At 56.8% G+C, this 19,289-nt stretch carries 17 protein-coding genes; 5 read left to right on the top strand and 12 right to left on the bottom strand.

Annotation, left to right across the window (positions count from 1 at the left end; translation table 11 throughout):
- Window positions 1-129: 129 nt before the first annotated feature.
- Window positions 130-870, top strand: coding sequence for a GntR family transcriptional regulator (locus tag BLU64_RS12235; protein WP_074728873.1), 741 nt, complete (start codon window positions 130-132; stop codon window positions 868-870).
- A gap of 53 nt (window positions 871-923) precedes the next feature.
- Here the strand turns inward: BLU64_RS12235 and dkgA are convergent, their stop codons facing one another.
- The 3 genes from dkgA to BLU64_RS12250 all read right to left on the bottom strand — a co-directional run bounded on the left by dkgA (window position 924) and on the right by BLU64_RS12250 (window position 3,878).
- Window positions 924-1,769 carry a 2,5-didehydrogluconate reductase DkgA gene (gene dkgA / locus BLU64_RS12240; protein WP_026744057.1) on the bottom strand — a complete coding sequence of 282 codons (846 nt, stop codon included), beginning with the start codon at window positions 1,767-1,769 and terminating at the stop codon, window positions 924-926.
- 201 nt (window positions 1,770-1,970) lie between these two features.
- Complete coding sequence (yqhD, locus tag BLU64_RS12245; protein WP_074728875.1) at window positions 1,971-3,134, bottom strand: alcohol dehydrogenase; 1,164 nt, start codon at window positions 3,132-3,134, stop codon at window positions 1,971-1,973.
- Between the two features lie 3 nt (window positions 3,135-3,137).
- Entirely contained in the window at window positions 3,138-3,878 is a 741-nt protein-coding gene (locus BLU64_RS12250; protein WP_026744059.1) for a nitroreductase family protein, read from the bottom strand.
- 208 nt (window positions 3,879-4,086) lie between these two features.
- Between BLU64_RS12250 and BLU64_RS12255 the strand changes: the two genes are divergently transcribed.
- Window positions 4,087-5,001, top strand: a complete 915-nt coding sequence (locus BLU64_RS12255) for an AraC family transcriptional regulator (protein ID WP_026744060.1) — start codon at window positions 4,087-4,089, stop codon at window positions 4,999-5,001.
- Between the two features lie 45 nt (window positions 5,002-5,046).
- Here the strand turns inward: BLU64_RS12255 and BLU64_RS12260 are convergent, their stop codons facing one another.
- Both BLU64_RS12260 and metC read right to left on the bottom strand, forming a co-directional pair.
- Window positions 5,047-5,706: a DedA family protein gene (locus BLU64_RS12260; protein ID WP_026744061.1), complete on the bottom strand. Its 660-nt coding sequence runs from the start codon at window positions 5,704-5,706 to the stop codon at window positions 5,047-5,049.
- Window positions 5,707-5,894: 188 nt separating this feature from the next.
- Window positions 5,895-7,088, bottom strand: a complete 1,194-nt coding sequence (gene metC / locus BLU64_RS12265) for a cystathionine beta-lyase (RefSeq protein ID WP_074728876.1) — start codon at window positions 7,086-7,088, stop codon at window positions 5,895-5,897.
- 329 nt (window positions 7,089-7,417) lie between these two features.
- On the opposite strand from metC, the gene exbB reads away from it, so the two are divergent.
- Both exbB and exbD read left to right on the top strand, forming a co-directional pair.
- Complete coding sequence (gene exbB / locus BLU64_RS12270) at window positions 7,418-8,374, top strand: tol-pal system-associated acyl-CoA thioesterase (RefSeq protein WP_081825737.1); 957 nt, start codon at window positions 7,418-7,420, stop codon at window positions 8,372-8,374.
- Window positions 8,375-8,377: 3 nt separating this feature from the next.
- On the top strand, window positions 8,378-8,797 hold the full coding sequence (exbD, locus tag BLU64_RS12275) for a TonB system transport protein ExbD (protein WP_074728878.1): 420 nt from the start codon (window positions 8,378-8,380) through the stop codon (window positions 8,795-8,797).
- Between the two features lie 235 nt (window positions 8,798-9,032).
- Here exbD and BLU64_RS12280 read toward each other — a convergent pair whose 3' ends face one another.
- From BLU64_RS12280 to BLU64_RS12300, 5 genes are all read right to left on the bottom strand, one after another.
- A complete protein-coding gene (locus BLU64_RS12280) occupies window positions 9,033-10,052 on the bottom strand; it encodes a LacI family DNA-binding transcriptional regulator (RefSeq protein ID WP_026744065.1) in 1,020 nt (339 codons plus the stop codon).
- Window positions 10,053-10,083: 31 nt separating this feature from the next.
- Window positions 10,084-11,496, bottom strand: coding sequence for a glycoside hydrolase family 32 protein (locus tag BLU64_RS12285; protein WP_074728880.1), 1,413 nt, complete (start codon window positions 11,494-11,496; stop codon window positions 10,084-10,086).
- On the bottom strand, window positions 11,496-12,866 hold the full coding sequence (locus BLU64_RS12290; RefSeq protein ID WP_074728881.1) for a sucrose-specific PTS transporter subunit IIBC: 1,371 nt from the start codon (window positions 12,864-12,866) through the stop codon (window positions 11,496-11,498). The genes BLU64_RS12285 and BLU64_RS12290 overlap by 1 nt, the downstream gene beginning before the upstream one ends.
- Window positions 12,867-12,948: 82 nt before the next feature.
- On the bottom strand, window positions 12,949-14,520 hold the full coding sequence (locus BLU64_RS12295) for a carbohydrate porin (RefSeq protein ID WP_026744068.1): 1,572 nt from the start codon (window positions 14,518-14,520) through the stop codon (window positions 12,949-12,951).
- A gap of 185 nt (window positions 14,521-14,705) precedes the next feature.
- Entirely contained in the window at window positions 14,706-15,632 is a 927-nt protein-coding gene (locus tag BLU64_RS12300) for an aminoimidazole riboside kinase (RefSeq protein WP_026744069.1), read from the bottom strand.
- A gap of 400 nt (window positions 15,633-16,032) precedes the next feature.
- Between BLU64_RS12300 and BLU64_RS12305 the strand changes: the two genes are divergently transcribed.
- Window positions 16,033-16,488, top strand: a complete 456-nt coding sequence (locus tag BLU64_RS12305; protein ID WP_026744070.1) for a YhbP family protein — start codon at window positions 16,033-16,035, stop codon at window positions 16,486-16,488.
- A 4-nt stretch (window positions 16,489-16,492) separates the two neighbouring features.
- On the opposite strand, the gene nrdG is transcribed toward BLU64_RS12305, so the two are convergent.
- Window positions 16,493-16,957 (bottom strand): anaerobic ribonucleoside-triphosphate reductase-activating protein, encoded by a 465-nt coding sequence (nrdG, locus tag BLU64_RS12310; RefSeq protein ID WP_026744071.1) that lies wholly within the window; start codon window positions 16,955-16,957, stop codon window positions 16,493-16,495.
- Window positions 16,958-17,116: 159 nt separating this feature from the next.
- Window positions 17,117-19,255: an anaerobic ribonucleoside-triphosphate reductase gene (gene nrdD, locus BLU64_RS12315; RefSeq protein ID WP_026744072.1), complete on the bottom strand. Its 2,139-nt coding sequence runs from the start codon at window positions 19,253-19,255 to the stop codon at window positions 17,117-17,119.
- Between the last annotated feature and the right edge of the window lie 34 nt (window positions 19,256-19,289).

Here is a 19,289-nt window from a genome sequence, read left to right on the forward strand (position 1 = left end):
CAAGTCCAATTTAAAGCCTTTATGATGCCAATGTAAATCCTAGGTACGTTACCCTGCATATTATAAGTATCCAGGCGGTGGGGAATTGATAAAAATTGCCTCATCAAAGATCCCAACCACAAGGCAGCTATGGAAGAATTTTTTATTCAGTTACGGTCCTTGCTGGACAAACCGTCATCTGCTCCGCGCTACATGCAACTGGCTAAAGCGCTCGAACATACTATTCAGCAACGGCGTGACCTAAGTGGTCATTTTTTACCGCCGGAGCGTCAGCTTGTGCAACTGTTGGGGCTGTCCCGCGTCACCGTTTCTCGTTCTCTTGCGCTGCTTGAGCAGAAAGGGTTGATTCTCCGCCAGCAGGGCGTCGGCACGCGCATCGCCCTCCAGCTCGACTATGCGTTAACCAGCGATGAACCAGGTTTTTCCGCGCTGGTTCAACAGCGGGGCGGCGTAGCCAGCAATAACGGGTTGGAACGTATTACCGACGTTGCCATGACTCCTGCGCTGTCATTGGCGATGAATCTTCCGGAAAGCGAAGTGCTGACCAAACTTCGTCGCGTCAGACTACTGAACAATGAGCCAGCGTCGCTCGAGACGGTATGGATCCCTCAGCGGTGGTTACCTCAACCGGAAGAAATTGAACATTCGCTATACGGTTATTGGCGCGAGCGGCACATCTTTCCAGAAAATCGGCGTTATCGCCTACGCGCCGTCAGCGCAACGCGGGAAGTGTCGAAACTGCTGAAAGTGCCGAACGGCATGCCGTTGCTCTTCAGCCGCCAACACACCTTCGACGCCAAGGGCGAATTACTGGAATATTGCGAAATTTATTGCCGTAGTGATATCTACGAATTTGAAGTGTCTGACTAAACGTGCCTGCCGGTGCGCAGCGCCGGCCTGACCGGCGCTGCGACGGGAGGCTATTACGCGTCTGCGGGGGGCTGATCCGGATCGGGGCCGAGACGCTTGCCGCTGTCTAGCGTAGCGATCTGGCTTAACTCCTCTTTTTCCAGTTCGAAATCAAACACATCGAAGTTCTCACGGATGCGGGTCGGCGTCACGGATTTCGGGATCACGACTAACCCGTTATCAAGATGCCAGCGGATAACGATCTGCGCTGGCGTCTTACCGTATTTTTTCGCCAAATCGCGGATGACGGGCGTATCAAATACGCCTTTCCCGCCCTGCGCCAGTGGACTCCAGGACTCTGTCTGAATGTGATGCGTGGTATTCCAGGCATGCAGCGAGCGCTGTTGCAGCAGCGGATGCAGTTCGATCTGGTTAATGACCGGCATCACGCCGGTGGCTTCCTTGAGACGCTGCAGATGGTGCGGATGAAAGTTGCTGACGCCAATGCTTTTGGTCAGCCCCTGTTCCTGCAGTCGAATCAAGCCCCGCCATGCCTCGATATAGGTATCGTCTGGGCTGCCTTTGGGCGGCCAGGGCCAGTGGATCAGGTAGAGGTCGACATAGTCCAGCTTCAGCTTGCGAAGGCTCTCCGTCAGCGCCTGTACCGGGCGACCTTGATCGCTGTTCCAGAGTTTGGTGGTGATATACAGCTCATTACGTGGCAGCCCGGCAGACTTCAACGCTTCGCCCACAGCGGCTTCATTTTGATAAATGGCCGCGGTATCGACGGCCTTGTACCCCGTTTTCAGCGCTTCATTCACCGCAACGATCGTGTCTTCATGGCTGGCTTGCCATACGCCCAGTCCCAACTGCGGGATGGTTTTGCCGTCACTCAGTTTAATGATGGGTTGTGTCGTCATAGCATTCTCCTTGTTCCGGCCCGACCACGGAGCGCGGTCGATGCCGACTGCAGGTCCGCTTTACGGCTTGCCGTAAAGCGAATAACGGCGGTTTACGCAATGCGAAAAGCCGCCGGAGTGCGTGTTACCGCGGGGGAATGTTTTCCCGATTGGCAGCGCTAAACAGCAGTGTAGCTGAAAGCTGAAGGGGGGCGATTTGCCTTAGCGGGCGGCCTCGTAGACGCGTTGGCTGTCGGCCAGCGTAATGTCCTTGTGTTCGCCCAGCGCCGTCATACCATGTTCCTCAAGCTTTTCCACCAGCGCCGGGATGCTGCTGCCGTCTAACTGATAGTCCGACATCCGCGTGGGGACGCCCATACGTTCGAAGAACCCGCGGGTGGCTTCAATCGCGCCGTCAATGCGGCCCTCTTCGCTGCCATCGCGGAGGTTCCATACCCGCTCAGCGTACTGTAGCAGTTTCTCCCGTTTCTGCGCTTTACGGTCACGCAGCATGGCAGGCAGAACGACCGCCAATGTCTGCGCATGGTCCAGACCGTGCATGGCGGTCAGCTCATGTCCCAGCATATGGGTGGACCAGTCTTGCGGGACACCGGCGCCGATCAATCCGTTCAAAGCCAGCGTGGCGCTCCACATCACGTTGGCGCGCACGGCATAATTATCCGGCTCTTCCAGCGCGCGCGGACCTTCCTCGACCAGCGTCAGCAGCAGCCCTTCGGCGAAGCGATCCTGAACCTTCGCGTCGACCGGGTAGGTCAGGTACTGCTCCAACGTGTGGACAAAGGCATCAACGACGCCATTGGCAATCTGGCGTTCAGGCAAAGTATAGGTGACGACCGGGTCCAGCACGGCAAACTGCGGACGTACCAACGTCGAGTGAAACGCTTGTTTGTCGCCGCTGGCTTTCCGTGTGATCACCGCGCCGCTGTTGGACTCGGAACCGGTAGCCGGGAGCGTGAGCACCACGCCGATCGGCAGCGCCTGAGTGATGTCCTGTCCGCCGGTTTGCAGGATATGCCACGGATCGTCCGACGCCGTGTAGTTTGCCGCCGCCGCAATGAATTTGGTGCCGTCCGCCACTGAACCGCCGCCGACGGCAAGCAGGAAATTGATGTGCTCCCGATGCACGACCTCCACGGCCTTCATCAGCGTTTCATACGTCGGATTGGGTTCAACGCCGGAAAACTCGGCGATGCTGCGGCCCGCCAGCGCGGCGTGGACCTGGTCGAGCACGCCGTTGCGTTTGATGCTGCCGCCGCCGTAGACGATCAGAATGCGCGCGTTTTGAGGGATTTCAGCGGCGATGCCGGCGATTTGTCCTTCTCCGAACAGAATCTTGGTAGGGGTATGCAGGGTAAAATTATTCATAGATTACTTATCCAGTTTGAAGCCTTGCTGAAGCAGGGCGGGTAGGACTTCGGGGAAGTAGATGTGCTGGTAATAGTCCGCAGTGTTAGGTCCCCAGGCGGCGCCGTCGGTGCGGCCGATTTCTTCCCAATGTTTCGTCAGCGTTTCATCGTATTGTTTGATGGCGTCGTCCAGCGAGTCGTCCTGATACACTTCTTCATGACGGAAGGTGCTGATGGGCAGACGGGGCTTCTGATGCGCCGGTTGGTCGACGTAGCCCAGGACCAGACCCGCGACAGGGAACGTGTGTTCCGGCAGTTCAAGGAGTTTGATCATCGTCTGCGGATCGCGGCGGACGGCGCCGATGGGGACGATGCCCAGTCCATAGGAATGTGCTGCGGCGATCAGGCTGCCCAGGGCAATGCCCACATCGGTACTGCCGGAAACGATGCTCTCCACGCTTTCGTGCGCGTGCTGTTCAAAGCCCGCCAGGGCGATGGCTCGTTCGCTTTTATGCATGTCCAGCACCAGCGTCAGGAAGACCGGGGCCTGCGCAATCCAGGCTTGTCCGCCGGCCAGTTCGGCGATGCGGGCGCGTCGCGCCGGATCGCGAGTGACGACAACGGAAACCTGTTGTGAATTAACGGAAGTCGGGGCGCGGTAGGCGGTTTCGATGATCGCGGAAAGGACGTCTTCAGGAATCGCCTTGTCCAGATAGCTGCGTTCGCTGCGATGGCTCGTCAATAACTTGATTGTCTCGTTCATTCTTTCCATCCCTTCGTTGTTTTGATTTTCTTTAGTCCATCGGAGTGTCCGACGGCGTGGTCTGATATTCATTCTCGGGATCTGGCGGCGAGGGTACAATGCTCATTTCTGTTTCGTTATTGCCTATTTCTGCAAAGGAGTGCAGGAATTGATGCTTGACGGCCGCATTTATGTCATTTTATTGCCATATTCTGCAAAGGATGAAGATATGCAAAGTGAAACACAACGCCAGCGGCTGGCGCGCATGGCCAGGCAATATGTGGGACAAAGCTGCGTCACCGTCACGCCGATCCCGCAGGTCAGGGTCATCTATGCCGAAGAGCACTGTGTGCGTCGGCCGGTGATGTATGACCCCAGTATCGTCATGATGTTTCAGGGCCACAAAGTGGGTTTCATGGGCGAAAAGACCTTCCGCTATGATCCGGACAACTATTTGCTGATGACGGTGCCGTTGCCGTTTGAATGCGAAACCTTCGCTACGCCGGAGCAACCGCTGATTGGCCTTTCGATACGTATGGAAAGCGCGATGTTGCAGGATCTGCTGATGGACATTGGCGACGATGAGTGCCCGGAACGTCCGAGCGCCGACACCACCGGGGTATGCAGCGTACCGCTTGGCGACAAAATGCTGTGTGCGGCGGAACGGTTGCTGGAGGCGATGGCGACGCCCAAAGACGCCAAAGTGCTGGGGCCGGGCATCGTGCGTGAGATCATCTATTACGTGCTCTGCGGCGTAGGCGGGGCGGCGCTGCAAGCGGTGGTCAACCGGCATACCCACTTCAGCCAGATCGCGCGCGCGTTGCGGCGCATCGAACACGACTATGCGGACAGCCTGAACGTCGAGCAGTTGGCTGCGGACGTGAATATGAGCGTGTCGGCCTTCCATCACAATTTCAAGGCGGTGACGAATACCTCGCCGCTGCAATATCTGAAATCTTATCGTTTGCACAAGGCGCGATTAATGATGCTGCATGATGGACTAAAGGCCAGCGCCGCCGCGCTGCGGGTCGGGTATGAAAGCCCGTCGCAGTTCAGCCGGGAGTTTAAACGCTATTTCGGCACGACGCCGGGCGACGAGGTGGTGCGGCTACGGTCGGGCAGCGCGCTGGTGGAAGGTAATTAACAGACGTCGCCGCGCAGGCGTTCAGCCCGGCGGCGAAAGGCGGCATTAAACGCTGACGCGTTTTTTACGCCATAGCATGATGGCGATACCGACCAAACTGCTGAGCAGCAGCACGACGGGCAGCAGGCACAGTCCGGTCATCACCTGGTCTTCGTAGCGTTTCACCAGGGGTATATGGCTGATGGCGTAGCCCAGCGATACGATGCCGCAGACCCACAGCATTCCGCTCAGCCAATTGAAAACCTGAAAACGGGTATTGCTCAGCCCGGAAATCCCGGCGATGGTCGGAAGCAGCGTACGCACAAAGGCCAGAAAACGACCGATCAGCAGCGCCACCAGTCCATGCCGGTGAAACAGCGAATAGGCGCGCTGGTGATAATGCACCGGCAGTTGTCCCAGCCAGGTTTTGACCAGCCGGGTGTGGCCCAGCCAGCGCCCTTGCAGGTAACTGAGCCAGCAGCCAAGGCTGGCCGCAATGGTCAGCAGCACCATGGTCGGGACAAAACTCATCACGCCTTTCGCGATCATTGCGCCCGCCAGCAGCAACAAGCTGTCTCCCGGTAGGAAGGACGCCGGCAGCAGCCCATTCTCAAGAAATAAGGTGACGAAGAGAATGCCGTAGACCACCCAAATAACGTGAGGATCGGCCAGCGCGCTGAAGTCCTGCTGCCATAGCGCCTGAATTATTTCGTGAACAACACTCATTTTGCGTCCTGTCTGGTTTTGCTGGAACCCTCTGAAATGAACAACGTATTGCTGCTCCGTGCCGCGATTCGGGTACGTAATAGGGTGAAAAACGTGGGTTTGTCGTTAGAACTGCCGTGTAACGACCATAATACACGTTTTCCCTATTCAATCGCAGAGAAACAAGGGATATAGCGCGACAGGAACCTTTACGATTCCTGAATTCTTCTGAACCCGTCGGTGAGATCCTCGATCAGATCGTCGCAATCTTCCAGTCCGATATGTAACCGAATCAACGTTCCGTTAAAACCAACGCCGCCGGCCGGTCGGATTTTGGCTAATTCTTCCGGCTGACTAGCCAGAATCAGCGATTCGAAACCGCCCCAGGAGTAGGCCATGCTGAAGTGATTGAAGTTATCAAGATAGCTGGCTAACTGCGCTGATGAGAGTTTTTGTTTCAACACAAACGAAAAAAGCCCGTTGCAGCCGCTGAAATCGCGCGCGAAGGTCGCGTGGCCTTTACATCCCGGCAAAGCGGGATGATTGACGACGTCGACTTCCGGACGTTCCGCCAGCCAGCGCGCGATGCGCAAACTGCTTTCCTGATGCTGCTTCAGGCGCACCCCCAGCGTACGCAGGCCGCGGCTCGCGATATAGGCGCTGTCGGCGTCCGCCATCTGACCCATCAGATAAGACTGCTCGCGCAGCCTGTCCCAGCAGCGCGCATTCGCGACCGCGGTGCCCAGCATGCTGTCGGAGTGCCCCACAATGTACTTGGTGCCTGACTGAACGGAGATATCCACGCCGGCATCCAGCGCCTTAAACAGAATGCCCGCCGCCCAGGTGTTGTCCATGATGATGACGATCTCTGGATTGATACGGCGGACGGCGGCGACAATGGCGGGGACATCCTGCACTTCCATCGTGATGGAGCCAGGCGATTCCAAAAAGACCACTTTGGTTTCCGGCTGGATTAACCCGGCGATATCGCTGCCGATCATGGGATCGAAATAGGTGGTGCTGACGTTCATTCTACCCAGCACTTTGTTACAAAAGTCCTGCGTCGGTTCATAGGCGGAGCCGGTAACCAGCAGATGATCGCCCGATGAAACGAATGACAGGATAGCGTTGGCGATGGCCGCTGCACCGCAAGGATATAACGCGCAGCCCGCGCCGTTTTCCAGCTCGGTCATGGCTTCCTGTAGAGAAAAGTGCGTCAGCGTCCCACGGCGGCCGTAGAACAGGGCGCCTTTGGCGCGATTTATCGTTGCCTGTTTCTTCTCTTGCACGCTGTCGAAGACGAGCGAGGAGGCTCGCTGAATCACGGGGTTAACCGAACCCTGGGTAAATTTCTTCTGTCTTCCCGCGGATACCAGTGCTGTGGCGGTTTTTTTGCTAGTCATGCTTCACCTGTTGCTCATCGGTCTTGATGGCTCCTGTCATTAAGGAGTGCGGCGGTTTTATCTCTTTAACACCTTTATCTTTACGTTATCATGGCTGACACCGAGTGTGTCGGGCGGAAGGCTAAAAAGCACACTCTTGCTGCCAGCGAGGGCAGTAAAAGGGGATTGTGCTGTAAGGAAAGGCGGGGTTTTGGCCAGAAGCGCCGACTGCCACGGAGATATATGCGCAATAATAATGAGAATAGCTATCAATTAATTTTGGCTTTGGTATCATTTTGACCAAAATGGTTGACTAATGAATAGCACTGAATGATTGGCGGAGGAACAGCGTGAATACGGCTGACATTAAAGGAAAGCAGCAGGTTTCATCAGCCTGGCGGACGATCGGGGGCGCCTTTGGCGCAGTGTACCGAAGCCTGCTGGCGTTATTGCTGGTGGCGGGCTTCAGCGGCTATGCGTTTGCCGCACCGTCATCTTTACCTCTCTCCACGAACGGTGGCGATGCGGCGACGACATCACCCCTCTCGTTGCCGCCCGGTTCCGAATCCACCGCGCCGGGCAATTTGATGCAGATGGATTTATCCGTGCTGGGGATGTACCAACATGCGGACATCGTGGTCAAGATCGTGATGATCGGCTTGATACTGGCATCGGTGGTGACCTGGGCCATCTTCTTTGGCAAAAGCGCCGAGTTAATCGGCGCCAAGCGCCGTCTGCGTCGCGAGCATGATGCCTTGAGCAACGTGCGCTCGCTGGACGAAGCGGCGGAAATGACGCGGCTTTGCAAGACGGGCAGCGTCGCGCAACAGTTCGTCGTTGATGCGCAGGACGAAATCTCACTGTCGGCCCGTTCCGACGACAATCAAGGTGTCAAAGAGCGCACCGCGTTCCGCTTTGAGCGCCGCGTCGCCGCTAACGGACGTCATATGTCGCGTGGGACCGGATACCTGGCGACCGTCGGTGCCATCGCGCCGTTTATCGGTTTGTTTGGCACGGTTTGGGGCATCATGAACAGCTTCATCGGCATCGCCCACACGCAGACCACGAATCTGGCTGTTGTCGCTCCGGGTATCGCCGAAGCGTTACTGGCGACGGCCATCGGTCTGATTGCGGCTATTCCGGCGGTGGTCATCTACAACGTGTTCGCCCGTTCCACAACCAGCTACAAAGCGCTAGTCGGCGATGTGGCGGCGCAGGTGCTGCTGCTTCAGAGCCGCGATTTGGATATCGCCGCCAGCGAAAACAGCGCGGCGTCTACTTCGACGCAGACACTGCGGGCGGGCTAAGGCATGGCGATGCATCTGAACGACGGACAGAACGAAAACGGCGAAATGCATGACATCAACGTTACGCCGTTTATTGATGTCATGCTGGTGCTGCTAATTATCTTTATGGTGGCGGCGCCGCTGGCGACGGTCGACGTTCGCGTCAATCTGCCTGCCTCTTCCGCCGCGCCTCAGCCGCGTGAAAAGCCGGTCTATCTGACGATAAAAGCCGATAAGCAGCTTTATTTGGGTGAAGATCCTGTCACGCAGGACACGCTGGCGCAGACGCTGAATGCGAAAACCAACGGCAATAAAGAGAACACCATCTACTTCCAGGCAGATAAAAGCGTCGACTACGAGACCATGATGCAGGTGATGGACGCGCTGCGTTCCGCCGGATATCTCAAAGTGGGGTTAATGGGGATGGAAAAAGTTTCTCGTTAAGGACTCATGAAACATGCTTCACGTTAAGCGCGGCTTTTGCCGCGCTTTTTTGTTTCTGCGGTTTGCTGAGCTGTCAGCGACGAAACAAAACGGGTGATATAGCGCGTTTAGGTCGTGCTAAATCCCGGTTCTATCGGTGATAGTGGATAGATAATCCTATCGAACCAAGCGTTTGCTGGCCTGGTTCGCGGTATTGCTGAAAGGTCTACTGCGGAAAACCCGTTGTGGGAAGCGTTTATCCGCGAGAGTCAGGATGCCGCCAATGGATGCGGCTGGGTACGTAAACGCGCTTTTCGGGGAGAGTGCGCCCGTCAATCAGCGCAGTGATCATATCGAAGCTCCTGCTGGCCAGCGTTTCGCAATCTTGCGCGACGGTGTCGATTCGTAGCGGCAGACAGTCGAACAGATAGTGATCGTCGAAGCTGCACAGTCGGATCTCGTTGTTCATCAGGTTGTGCTGGTTCAGGTAGCGCAGCACCCCTTCCAGCAGGCCGCAGGCGGCGACAAATAGCGTTTTGGGAGGTCGCCCCAGCCTTGCGCACAGCTCGGCGAACATTTCGTAGCCGGAGCTGGGGCGATAGTTGCCCTGCATGATCCAGTCGGGATGGCAACTGATTCCGGCACGTTCCAGCCCTAGTTGGAAACCGGCGAGACGGTCGCGGGTGGGCGAAATGCGGGACTGGCCGCCAATGAAATAGAACTCGCCCTGATGCTGACGTGCGACGGTTTCCACCAGTTTAGCTGTCGGCTCGATCGACTCGGTGATCACCAGCGGCAGATCGGAATCACCTATCATGCGGTCGAACTGTACGACAGGCAGTTGCTGGTTGATCTTCTGATATTCAGCGTCGTTAAGCATGCTGGAGGCGACAATCAGCCCGTCCACCTGACGCTGAATCAGGCTATTCACCGCCATGATTTCCTGGCTGGGATTCTCATCGGTACAGGCGATAAGCAGTTGCAGACCCGCCTCGCGGCACAGCATTTCCAGCTCGTGAGAAATTAACGCAAAGCCGTAGTTGGTCATTTCCGGCACGACCAGGCCGAGCGTGTTGCTGCGGGTAGAGCGAAGCGAGCGGGCGTGAATACTGGGAAGGTAACGATGCTGTTGAGCGAGAGCGAGAATGCGGTCGCGTGTGGCGTCCGAGACGCGAAACTCCTTACTACGCCCATTTAAGACCAAGCTAGCGGTGGATTTGGAAACCCCCGCCAGCTTGGCGATATCACTGATGGTTACGCGCTTAGTTTGTTTCACCACTCGTTCTTAATGGTAGAAAAAAGGGAAACTATTCTATCACGCATGGCGCTAACAGCCAGTGCTGCAGCGTTAACCTCCCTGAACCGCTGAAACTGACGGTGGCATCCCGCAGTGGGAAATAGCGGGCCGACATTACGGCAGCGCCGTGGTTGATGAAAATCTCCACGCTGGAGCGATCGCACAGGATATGTAGGCGGTGCAATTCGCCGCGCCAGTAACGATGTTCCGGTTCGCCCGTCCGCAGGTTATGACGACTCAACGTCAGCCGTTCGCCATCCCAGCATAAGACCATCAGATTGGCGAAGTTGATCTGGAACTCGCCCTGCGTATCCACCATCAGTTCGGCGCTGCTCGCAGGCAGGATTGGCGCGTAATCCGCTACGCCTTTCCAAACGTGTTTCTGCGTTCGCAGGCTCTGCAGCTCTCGAGCGGGCTGCTGATAAAGCATGCCGTCCTGCAGCGTTAGCTCACGCGGGCAGGTCATGGTGTGTACCCAGCCGTATTCGATGGTCGGTTGTTGGAACTCATCCTGATCCGGCACTGCCATCCAGCCGAACATCAGGCGACGGCCGTCCTGACTCGTCGTGGTCTGCGGCGCATAGAACTCAAATCCCAGATCCAGCTCCTGGAAGTCTCCGTGGGTAAACTGCCCTTGGTCATAATCAAGCTTACCGACGAAGTAGCCCGCCTGAAAGATGTTCAGGTAGCGTTCTTCTTCGGCCGCCAGACCTTGCGGACTGCAAATCAGCACGTCGTGCTGCCCTAACGGGAACAGATCCGGACATTCCCACATGTAGCCGAAATCGCCCAGTCCGCCGAGGCGGGAACCGGCGATTTCACCCAGAGACTGCCACTGGTGCAAATCGTCGGAGGAGAACAGCAGCACCTTGCCCTGCAAGTCGGTGTCCTGAGCGCCGAGCACCATGTACCACTTGCCGTCATGACGCCAAACTTTGGGATCGCGTACGTGGCCGGTATAGCCTTCCGGCAGTGGCAAAACGGTGCCGAGCTTGTCGAAGCCGCCGTCGGCATTTTCCCGCGCCAGACACTGGTTGGCCGTACGGGAGCCGTCGTCGTACTTCACGTTGCCGGTATATACCAACGTCAGCGTGCCGTCGTCGTCTTCTACCGCGGAACCGGAGTAGCAACCGTGGCTTTCATAATTTTCCGCCGGTATCAGCGCCACGGGTTCGTGGCGCCAGTTGACCAGATCGGCCGAGCTCCAATGCCCCCAGAATTTGGCTCCGTGGGCGCAAGCTAATGGATTCCACTGATAAAACAGATGGTAACGCCCTTTATGCTGAATGAATCCGTTGGGATCGTTCAGCAAACCGACATTCGGTGACAGGTGCCACTGCGGACGGTAAGGGTCATAGCACTGGCGCGATTGAGCCGACATCAAGGCATGAGCCATACGTTTTAATAAGTGGGTTTCTCTCATTATTTGCTATCCGTTTTGTATCTCAGGAACAGTGAAAGCACGAAGGCTGTCCCGAAGGCTATCAGCATGCCGATCACATAACTGATAAATGAGTCGGGTTTTACGATCGCCATACCCGGAATACCGGTCAGGCCTACGGCGGTCATGCCGACGTGGTTCGCTACGACCCAGGCACCGCCCAGCGCACCACCAGCGATGGCAGCCAGGAACGGTTTCACGAAGCGTAGGTTGATGCCGAACAGCGCCGCTTCGGTGATCCCCAGCAGTGCCGAGAAACCGGAAGGAATGGCGATGGCTTTGATGCGGGCATCTTTGGTCTTAAAGTAAACCGCCAGACAAGCTCCGCCTTGAGCGATGTTGGCCATACACCAGATCGGTAGCAGAAAGTTGACGCCGATGTTTGGATTGCCCAGCAGACCTGCTTCGATGGCGTGGAAACTGTGGTGTACCCCGGTGATCACGATAACGGAGTAGAGACCGCCGAAGAGTAGGCCCGCAAGCCATCCAGCATGCGAGATCAGGGTGCTCAGTACCATGGAGATACCGTCGCCCAGCATCCGGCCCGCAGGACCAATCACCAGCATGGCGACGAAGCCGGAGATAATGACGGTCAGGAACGGCGTCAGGATAATATCCAGCGCGTTAGGGATAATTTTGCGCAGGCGTTTTTCCACCATGCTCATGAACCAGACCGCCAGCAGTACCGGGAACACGGTGCCCTGATAGCCGATCATGGCGACGTCGTAACCGAACAGGTGCATGGTCTTGAACCCTTCGGTAACGCCCCAGGCGTTGGTCAGCGCGGGGTGGGTCAGGATCCCCCCGAGCGTCGCACCCAGATAGGGGTTACCGCCGAATTCGCGCGCGGAGGTGAAACCAATCAGGATCGGCAGAATGATGAAGGCGGCGGAGCTGAAGATATCCAGCAGGATGAAAATGGCGCTATCAGGGTTCACCCAGTTATAGGTTTTGATCATCCCCAACAGGCCCATCAGCAGGCCGGAGGCGACAATAGCCGGAATGATAGGAACAAAGATATTGGACAGCAGACGCGCCAGACGCTGAAGCGGGTTTAGCTTTTTGGCGGCGGCCGACGCGGCCTCTGCTTTGCTGGACTCATTGACGCCCGCGGCTTTGATGAACTCCGCATGAACCTTGTTGACCAATCCGGAGCCGAAAATGACCTGCATTTGCCCTGAGTTCTGGAAACAGCCTTTAACGCCGTCCAGTTTCTCGATAGCGGCTTTGTCTGCCTTATTATCATCTTTTAATACCAGACGCAGACGTGTAGCACAGTGGGCCGCGCTGGCAATATTGTCCTTCCCGCCCAGCAGGGTAAGAAGAGAAGCCGCAGTGGCTTTAATGTCCATAAGTTTCCTCATAAATCAAACAACACTACATCAGCTGAAACCGCGGCAATTCAAAGAAGGCCGCGGGTAAAGGCTGAATCAATTAAAACCAGGTTTCCATCTGAACGCCGAAGGTCCATTCGCCGCCAGCGCTAAAGCCGGTGGCGCCGAAAGCATCTTCGTTGGAGTAGTTGTCCAGACGTTTATCCCAGTCCATGTAGCTGGCGAAAACGCGCAGCTCGGGCCGGCTGAAAAAGTTGGCGATATCGCCAACCTTGAAGGTCGGTGCAAAGGTCAGCTTGTAAAAACCGCCGCTGACCTGATTGCGCGCTAAATAGCCTTGCGGATCGAGATCCATGTACTGATAGCTACCTTCATACGCCAGTGCGAAATTGGGGGTGATTTCCTGAATAAAGCGTGCGTTGAATGTCACCCACTGATAATCATCTCCGGAGACGTAACGATCTTTGCTGCTCTGCGCCATCAGCGACGGCGCGAAGCTCCAGGTCTTGTTGATGGCGGTGGTGCCGTAGGTCGCCAGACGCCAGGTATCGGCGTTTTGCGTCAGGTTGCCGTCGGAGCCGATCCCTTTGACTTCCGCGCCCAACCCATGACCGTACAGCAATGCGACGAGCGAGCTGCCGTCCCGCAGGCCGTAAAAGTTGTCACCGCGCCATGCCACCGCGGCGTGTAGGCCGGAATCGCCAGCATTGCTGTTGACGATATGGCTGGCGCTGTTGGCGCCGGTGTTGGTGGTGAGATCGTTGTTCTTCGCTCTCAGACCACTCAGCATGAACTGGAACGGACCGACAAAGTTGTTGCTGGTCACGATGTAGTTCTGAATTTCGTTATCCAGCGCTTCGTTGTCGCCCAGGCTACGGCCGTAGAGGGAAAAGTTGGTTTTCCAGCCGTCGACGGGTTGAACATCGTAGATGCCGCCGCCGGTGCCGGCCAGGAAGACGACGTCGGAGTCCAGCCAGTGGATATCGAAGTTGTCCCGATCGAAACGTTTACCCGCCCACAACGTAGTGTCCTTGAACGCGCCGGTGAACGTCGGCAGAGAGCCTAGCTCCACGAAAGCTTCGCGGATATTCAGGTCGCTGCTGTCCGCCGTCCAGTCATTATAGCTGCGCTGTCCGTCGGCCATCATTACCCTGAAACGCGTGGTCGCGCCGTTATCCAGCTTGGTTTTGTGCTCCAGCTTGAGTTCCAGGTATGTGTCGTCTTCGTTGCCCAGACGGCCGATGTTGCCGCCTACGCTGCCTGCGGGCGACATGCCCGGACCGATATCCGCTTTGCTGCTGGTGGCGGAATCATGTATCGCCAACCCGGATCGCGCATAGCCGTGGAATTCGAAGCCATCGGCGAGGCTGCTTTTGTCAGCCAGCGCGGTGGTGCGTTCCGCGACCTGTCGCGTTTGCTGCTCGTTTTGCGTGGTGCGTTGTTCGACCTGATGCGCCTGCTGTTCGATTAGCGCCGTGCGGGTAGAGAGCGTCTGCGCTTGCTTTTCCGCCGCGTCGGCGCGGGCTTCCGCCCGCTGAGCGCGCAGTTCGGCCTGCTGTACACGCTGTTCCAACGCATTGAGCCGATCTTCAAGCGTGGTGGTTTCCGCCCCAGTGGCATAATGGGAACACAGAAGAAGCCCTATCGTTGCAGAGAGGTAGTTGAGTTTCATGGTTTTTATTCTCTTTTTAGGTTGAGCGATATTATTTTTGCTAAATTGCTAAACCGGTTGCGCAGCGAAATTAAAGGGGAGAGAGGGGGTTGGCAAGGGTTTTTGCTAACTCGATTCTTTATCTGTGATCCTGGCTACAAAATACCTGTTCCCACGTCGCTTTTTTACGCGGGAACAGGAAAGTTTTAGGAAAGCGGCGTAGCTAACTGGTGCGCGTAAGGGAGCGCTGTCATCGCGCCTTTGGCGGTGGTCGCGAGCGCGCCGCAGCGCTGCGCCTGATCCACAATATCCATCCATTGGGCGATATTGTTCAAATCGTCGTGCTGTGCCAAGCCTTGCAGCAGGCCGGCGACAAAGGCGTCGCCAGCGCCCGTCGTGTCGACGGGCGTCACGTACGGCGCGTCGAAGTGTTTCAGGTTTTTGCTGTCGCGCAGCCACACGCCGTTGCCGCCCTGCGTGACCAGCAGCAGTTTCAGGCCGTAGCGGGACATCAGCGCTTCCGTTCCTTGTTCGATTTCTGACGTGCCGCTCAGGAACAGGAATTCATCTTCGGAAAGTTTCACGGCATCGGAAAGAGACAGCGCCTGGTCGAGACAGTCACGTAGTTCCTGCTCACTTTCCCACAGGTCTTCGCGGATATTCGGATCGAAGCTGACCCAGCCCTTGGCTTCCCGGATGCGCTTCATGGCCTCCAGCGCGGTCCCGCGTGAAGGTTCCTGAGAAAGAGCGATAGAGCACAAGTGCAGCCATTCGCCTCGCTGAAAATCAGGCAGGTCGTGCGACTGAATAAACAGGTCGGCGCTCGGGCGCACCATGAAGGTGAAGGAACGCTCCCCCTGATCGTCCAGCTCTACCAGTACGGTAGAGGTCCGATGCTTGAGGTCCAACTGCATGAAACCGGTATCCACCTGCTCCTCGATAAGCACCGTACGCAGGAATCGGCCGAAGGCGTCTTCGCCCACACGGCCGATAAATGCGCTCTCACCGCCGAGACGGGCCACCCCCACGGCGACGTTCGCCGGTGCGCCGCCGGGACATTTCAGATAACGATCCGTGCCTTCAGGAATCAGGTCAACCACGGCATCGCCCATGACCCACACTTTATGTGACATAACTATGCTCTTTACTGGGATTGATAAACCGGCCGCTAAAATAGAAGAATCGGTTTAGCTAATCAACACCTTCCTGTGACGAATGTTACCAATCGCACACATTGATCCTTAAATTAGGTACCAGTCGGTGAAAAAAACCGGTATTTTCGCCGAAATTAATGACGCGACGAAGTCATTACTTATCGTGAATGTTGCGAGTGAAAGGGTTGGCTGATGTGGGTTTTCCACACGTGAGCCGGGAGAAAAAGGACGTATTGCTAAACCCTGTGCGAGAACAAAATGTGGGGTGAGTCGCCGCCCACTGACCTTATGAACACGCCATTTTTCTGAAGATGCTTCAATGCCGCTGTAGCGAAAGTGCTGCTACTCTAAAGAAATAGGTGAAGGGAGGGACATCAGGATGAATTCAGAAGCTATCTTGGCGTCAATATCACGCTATTTGCGTCGGCATCACGTCCTGACGCTGTGCGCGGGTGACGCGGCTAATTTATGGTGCGCCAACAGCTTCTATATCTACGATGCCGACATAGCGGCCTTCGACATCATGACCCCGACCGATACGCGACACGCCCAACTCATGCGGCACTCCCCGCAGGTGGCGGGCACCGTTAGCGATCAGCAGAAGAATGAGATGTTGATTCAGGGTGTACAGTTCCGGGCCGAGGCCCGATTGCTTCAGGGGGCGGAGGCCCACATCGCTCGCGATCGATACAATGCGCGCTTCGCCCTTGCTCGACGGTCCAGTGCGCCGCTATGGCGCTTGACGTTGACGGAATTGAAGATGACCGATAACCGGCTCAGATTTGGCGCCTGTTTACTGTGGCAACGGGACGAGGTAGACGCGCATTCACGATGACGCTTTAGCGCAGGCGATGGATGACCTGATTGCTGCTGCCCCGCCAGATGAGTGAGGGATCTTTCAAATCCTGCACAAATTTACCGTCCACCAGCACGTTGATGAGATCTACCACCTGACGCTGCTCCGGCGTCAGGTCCGCCAGCACATAGCCCGTCCACATCCAGATATCCTTGCCCTCGCACTCGCGGCGAATGCGTTGCACCAGACGCAAAATGTCCGGCACGTTCTGCGGATGCAGCGGGTCGCCGCCGGAGAGCGTCACGCCCTGACGCGGGATGTCGGTGTCTTGCAGATCGGCGATGAGCCGATCCTCTTCGACCTGCGTAAACGGCTGACCGGCGCTGAGACGCCAGGTGCATTTGTTATAGCAGCCGGGACATTGATGTTCGCACCCGGCGACAAACAGGGTGCAGCGCGTGCCGGGTCCATTGACGACATCCACGGGGTAGTACTGAAGATAATTCATCACGGTGTCCCTATCCGGGGTCGTCCGGAGACGGCCTGTCTTGATATGCGTGTGGTTCGAATCTTAAGGCGACTGCGTATTGGCACTGGATGCACAGCGGGGAGAGTCAGCGCCTGACCGCGGCATAAGCGTTGTCGGTCAGGCGCTGAGGACGCGGGGTTAACCCAGCTGTCCGTTGGCCAGGTGCTTGATTCTGCGTTTCACTTCTTCCTGTTTGCCCGCGTTAAACGGACGCGCGTCCGGGCTGCCCAGATAGCCGCACACACGGCGGGTGACGGAAACACGGGAGGAGTCGTGGTTACCGCATTTCGGGCAGGTGAAGCCTTTGCTGGTACAGGCGAACTCGCCGGTGAAGCCGCACTCGTAGCATTCGTCGATCGGCGTGTTGGTCCCGTAATAAGGGACGCGGCTATAGCTGTAATCCCAGACGTCTTCCAACGCTTTAAGGTTGTGCTGCAGGTTGGGGTATTCGCCGTAACAGATGAAGCCGCCGTTCGCCAACGCCGGATAGGGCGCTTCGAAATTGATTTTTTCGTACGGGTTCACCTTCTTCTCGACGTCGAGATGGAAGCTATTGGTGTAATAACCTTTGTCGGTCACGCCTGGGACCACGCCGAACTCCGCGGTGTCCAGACGGCAGAAACGGTCGCACAGGTTCTCGCTCGGCGTGCTGTACAGGCTGAAACCATAGCCGGTTTCTTCTTTCCAGCGGTCGGTCGCGGCTTTCAGATGCGCGACGATCGCGACGGCCTTTTCACGCAGCGTTTCGTCGTCGAAGACGTGTTTTTCGTTGCCGAACAGCGCGTTGATGGTTTCATGCACGCCGATATAGCCGAGAGATATGGATGCGCGGCCGTTTTTAAAGATTTCAGCGATATTGTCGTCGGCTTTCAGACGTACGCCGCAGGCGCCTTCCATATAGAGGATTGGCGCGACGCGGGCTTTTACGTTTTCCAGGCGCGCCACGCGGGTCATCAGCGCTTTCTTCGCCAGCTCCAGTCGCTGGTCGAGCAGTTTCCAGAACTGAGACTCATCTCCTTTGGCTTCCAGGGCGATGCGCGGCAGGTTCAGGCTGATGACGCCGAGGTTGTTGCGGCCGTCGTGGATCTGCTCGCCGTCCTCTTCATAGACGTTGAGGAAGCTGCGGCAGCCCATCGGCGTCTTGAATGAACCAGTGACTTTAACCACCTGATCGTAGTTCAGGATATCCGGGTACATGCGTTTGCTGGCGCACTCCAGCGCCAGCTGTTTGATGTCGTAGCTCGGATCGCTCGGTTTGTGGTTGAGACCGTCGCGCACGGCGAAGACCAACTTCGGAAACACGGCGGTTTTGCGATTTTTACCCAACCCGGCGATGCGGTTACGCAGGATGGATTCCTGAATCAGGCGTGATTCCCAGCTGGTGCCCAGCCCGAAGCCGAAGGTGACGAACGGCGTCTGACCGTTGGCGGTGTGCAGCGTGTTGACTTCGTATTCCAGCGACTGGAAGGCGTCATAACACTCTTTTTCGGTGCGGCTGTGCGCATAGCGTTCGGCATCGGGGATATTCCACTCTTCCGCCACGGCCTGATGCTTCTTGTAACTGGCGGCGACGAACGGGGCCAGAATTTCGTCAATGCGGTTGATGGTGGTACCGCCGTAAATATGGCTGGCGACCTGCGCGATGATCTGGGCGGTGACCGCTGTCGCGGTGGAGATGGAGCGAGGCGGCTCAATCTCGGCATTGCCCATCTTGAAGCCCTGCGTCAGCATCCCGTTCAGGTCGATCAGCATGCAGTTGAACATCGGGAAGAACGGCGAATAATCCAGATCGTGGTAGTGGATTTCCCCACGCTCATGCGCCAGCACCACGTCGCGCGGCAGGATGTGCAACTTGGCATAGTGTTTGGCGACGATACCGGCCAGCAGGTCGCGCTGAGTCGGGATCACCTTGCTGTCTTTGTTGGCGTTCTCATTCAGCAGGGAAACGTTGCTCTGTTCGACCAGACCACGGATTTCTTGCGTCAGGCGACCCTGACGTTCGCGCGAGACGTCGCGGTCGTGGCGATATTCGATATAGGCGCGGGCAACGGGCTTGTAGTTGCTCGACATCAGCAGGTTTTCGACAGCGTCCTGAATTTCGCGGATTTCAACGCGGGAGCGGTCCCGCATCTGCTCGGTGACGGCTGCCGCCACGGTGGCGCAAAAATCGAAATCGTTAACGCCCGTAGCGCTGGCGGCTCGTTCCACCGCCTCACGGATACGAATTTCATCAAAAGGTACCTGACAGCCGTTCCGTTTAATCACCACTGGTTTCACGTTCGCGTCCTCATTAATGTCTGTGCAGTAGTTA

The sequence above is a fragment of the Lonsdalea quercina genome (assembly GCF_900107885.1).
GTDB classification, from domain to species: domain Bacteria; phylum Pseudomonadota; class Gammaproteobacteria; order Enterobacterales; family Enterobacteriaceae; genus Lonsdalea; species Lonsdalea quercina.

Coding starts and splice junctions, on each gene's coding strand:
- BLU64_RS12295 (WP_026744068.1), bottom strand. CDS start 14,520: ATGAAACTCAACTACCTCTCTGCAACGATAGGGCTTCTTCTGTGTTCC.
- BLU64_RS12260 (WP_026744061.1), bottom strand. CDS start 5,706: ATGAGTGTTGTTCACGAAATAATTCAGGCGCTATGGCAGCAGGACTTC.
- nrdG (WP_026744071.1), bottom strand. CDS start 16,957: ATGAATTATCTTCAGTACTACCCCGTGGATGTCGTCAATGGACCCGGC.
- metC (WP_074728876.1), bottom strand. CDS start 7,088: ATGACTAGCAAAAAAACCGCCACAGCACTGGTATCCGCGGGAAGACAG.
- BLU64_RS12250 (WP_026744059.1), bottom strand. CDS start 3,878: ATGAACGAGACAATCAAGTTATTGACGAGCCATCGCAGCGAACGCAGC.
- yqhD (WP_074728875.1), bottom strand. CDS start 3,134: ATGAATAATTTTACCCTGCATACCCCTACCAAGATTCTGTTCGGAGAA.
- dkgA (WP_026744057.1), bottom strand. CDS start 1,769: ATGACGACACAACCCATCATTAAACTGAGTGACGGCAAAACCATCCCG.
- BLU64_RS12290 (WP_074728881.1), bottom strand. CDS start 12,866: ATGGACATTAAAGCCACTGCGGCTTCTCTTCTTACCCTGCTGGGCGGG.
- BLU64_RS12305 (WP_026744070.1), top strand. CDS start 16,033: ATGAATTCAGAAGCTATCTTGGCGTCAATATCACGCTATTTGCGTCGG.
- BLU64_RS12285 (WP_074728880.1), bottom strand. CDS start 11,496: ATGAGAGAAACCCACTTATTAAAACGTATGGCTCATGCCTTGATGTCG.
- BLU64_RS12300 (WP_026744069.1), bottom strand. CDS start 15,632: ATGTCACATAAAGTGTGGGTCATGGGCGATGCCGTGGTTGACCTGATT.
- exbD (WP_074728878.1), top strand. CDS start 8,378: ATGGCGATGCATCTGAACGACGGACAGAACGAAAACGGCGAAATGCAT.
- BLU64_RS12235 (WP_074728873.1), top strand. CDS start 130: ATGGAAGAATTTTTTATTCAGTTACGGTCCTTGCTGGACAAACCGTCA.
- BLU64_RS12255 (WP_026744060.1), top strand. CDS start 4,087: ATGCAAAGTGAAACACAACGCCAGCGGCTGGCGCGCATGGCCAGGCAA.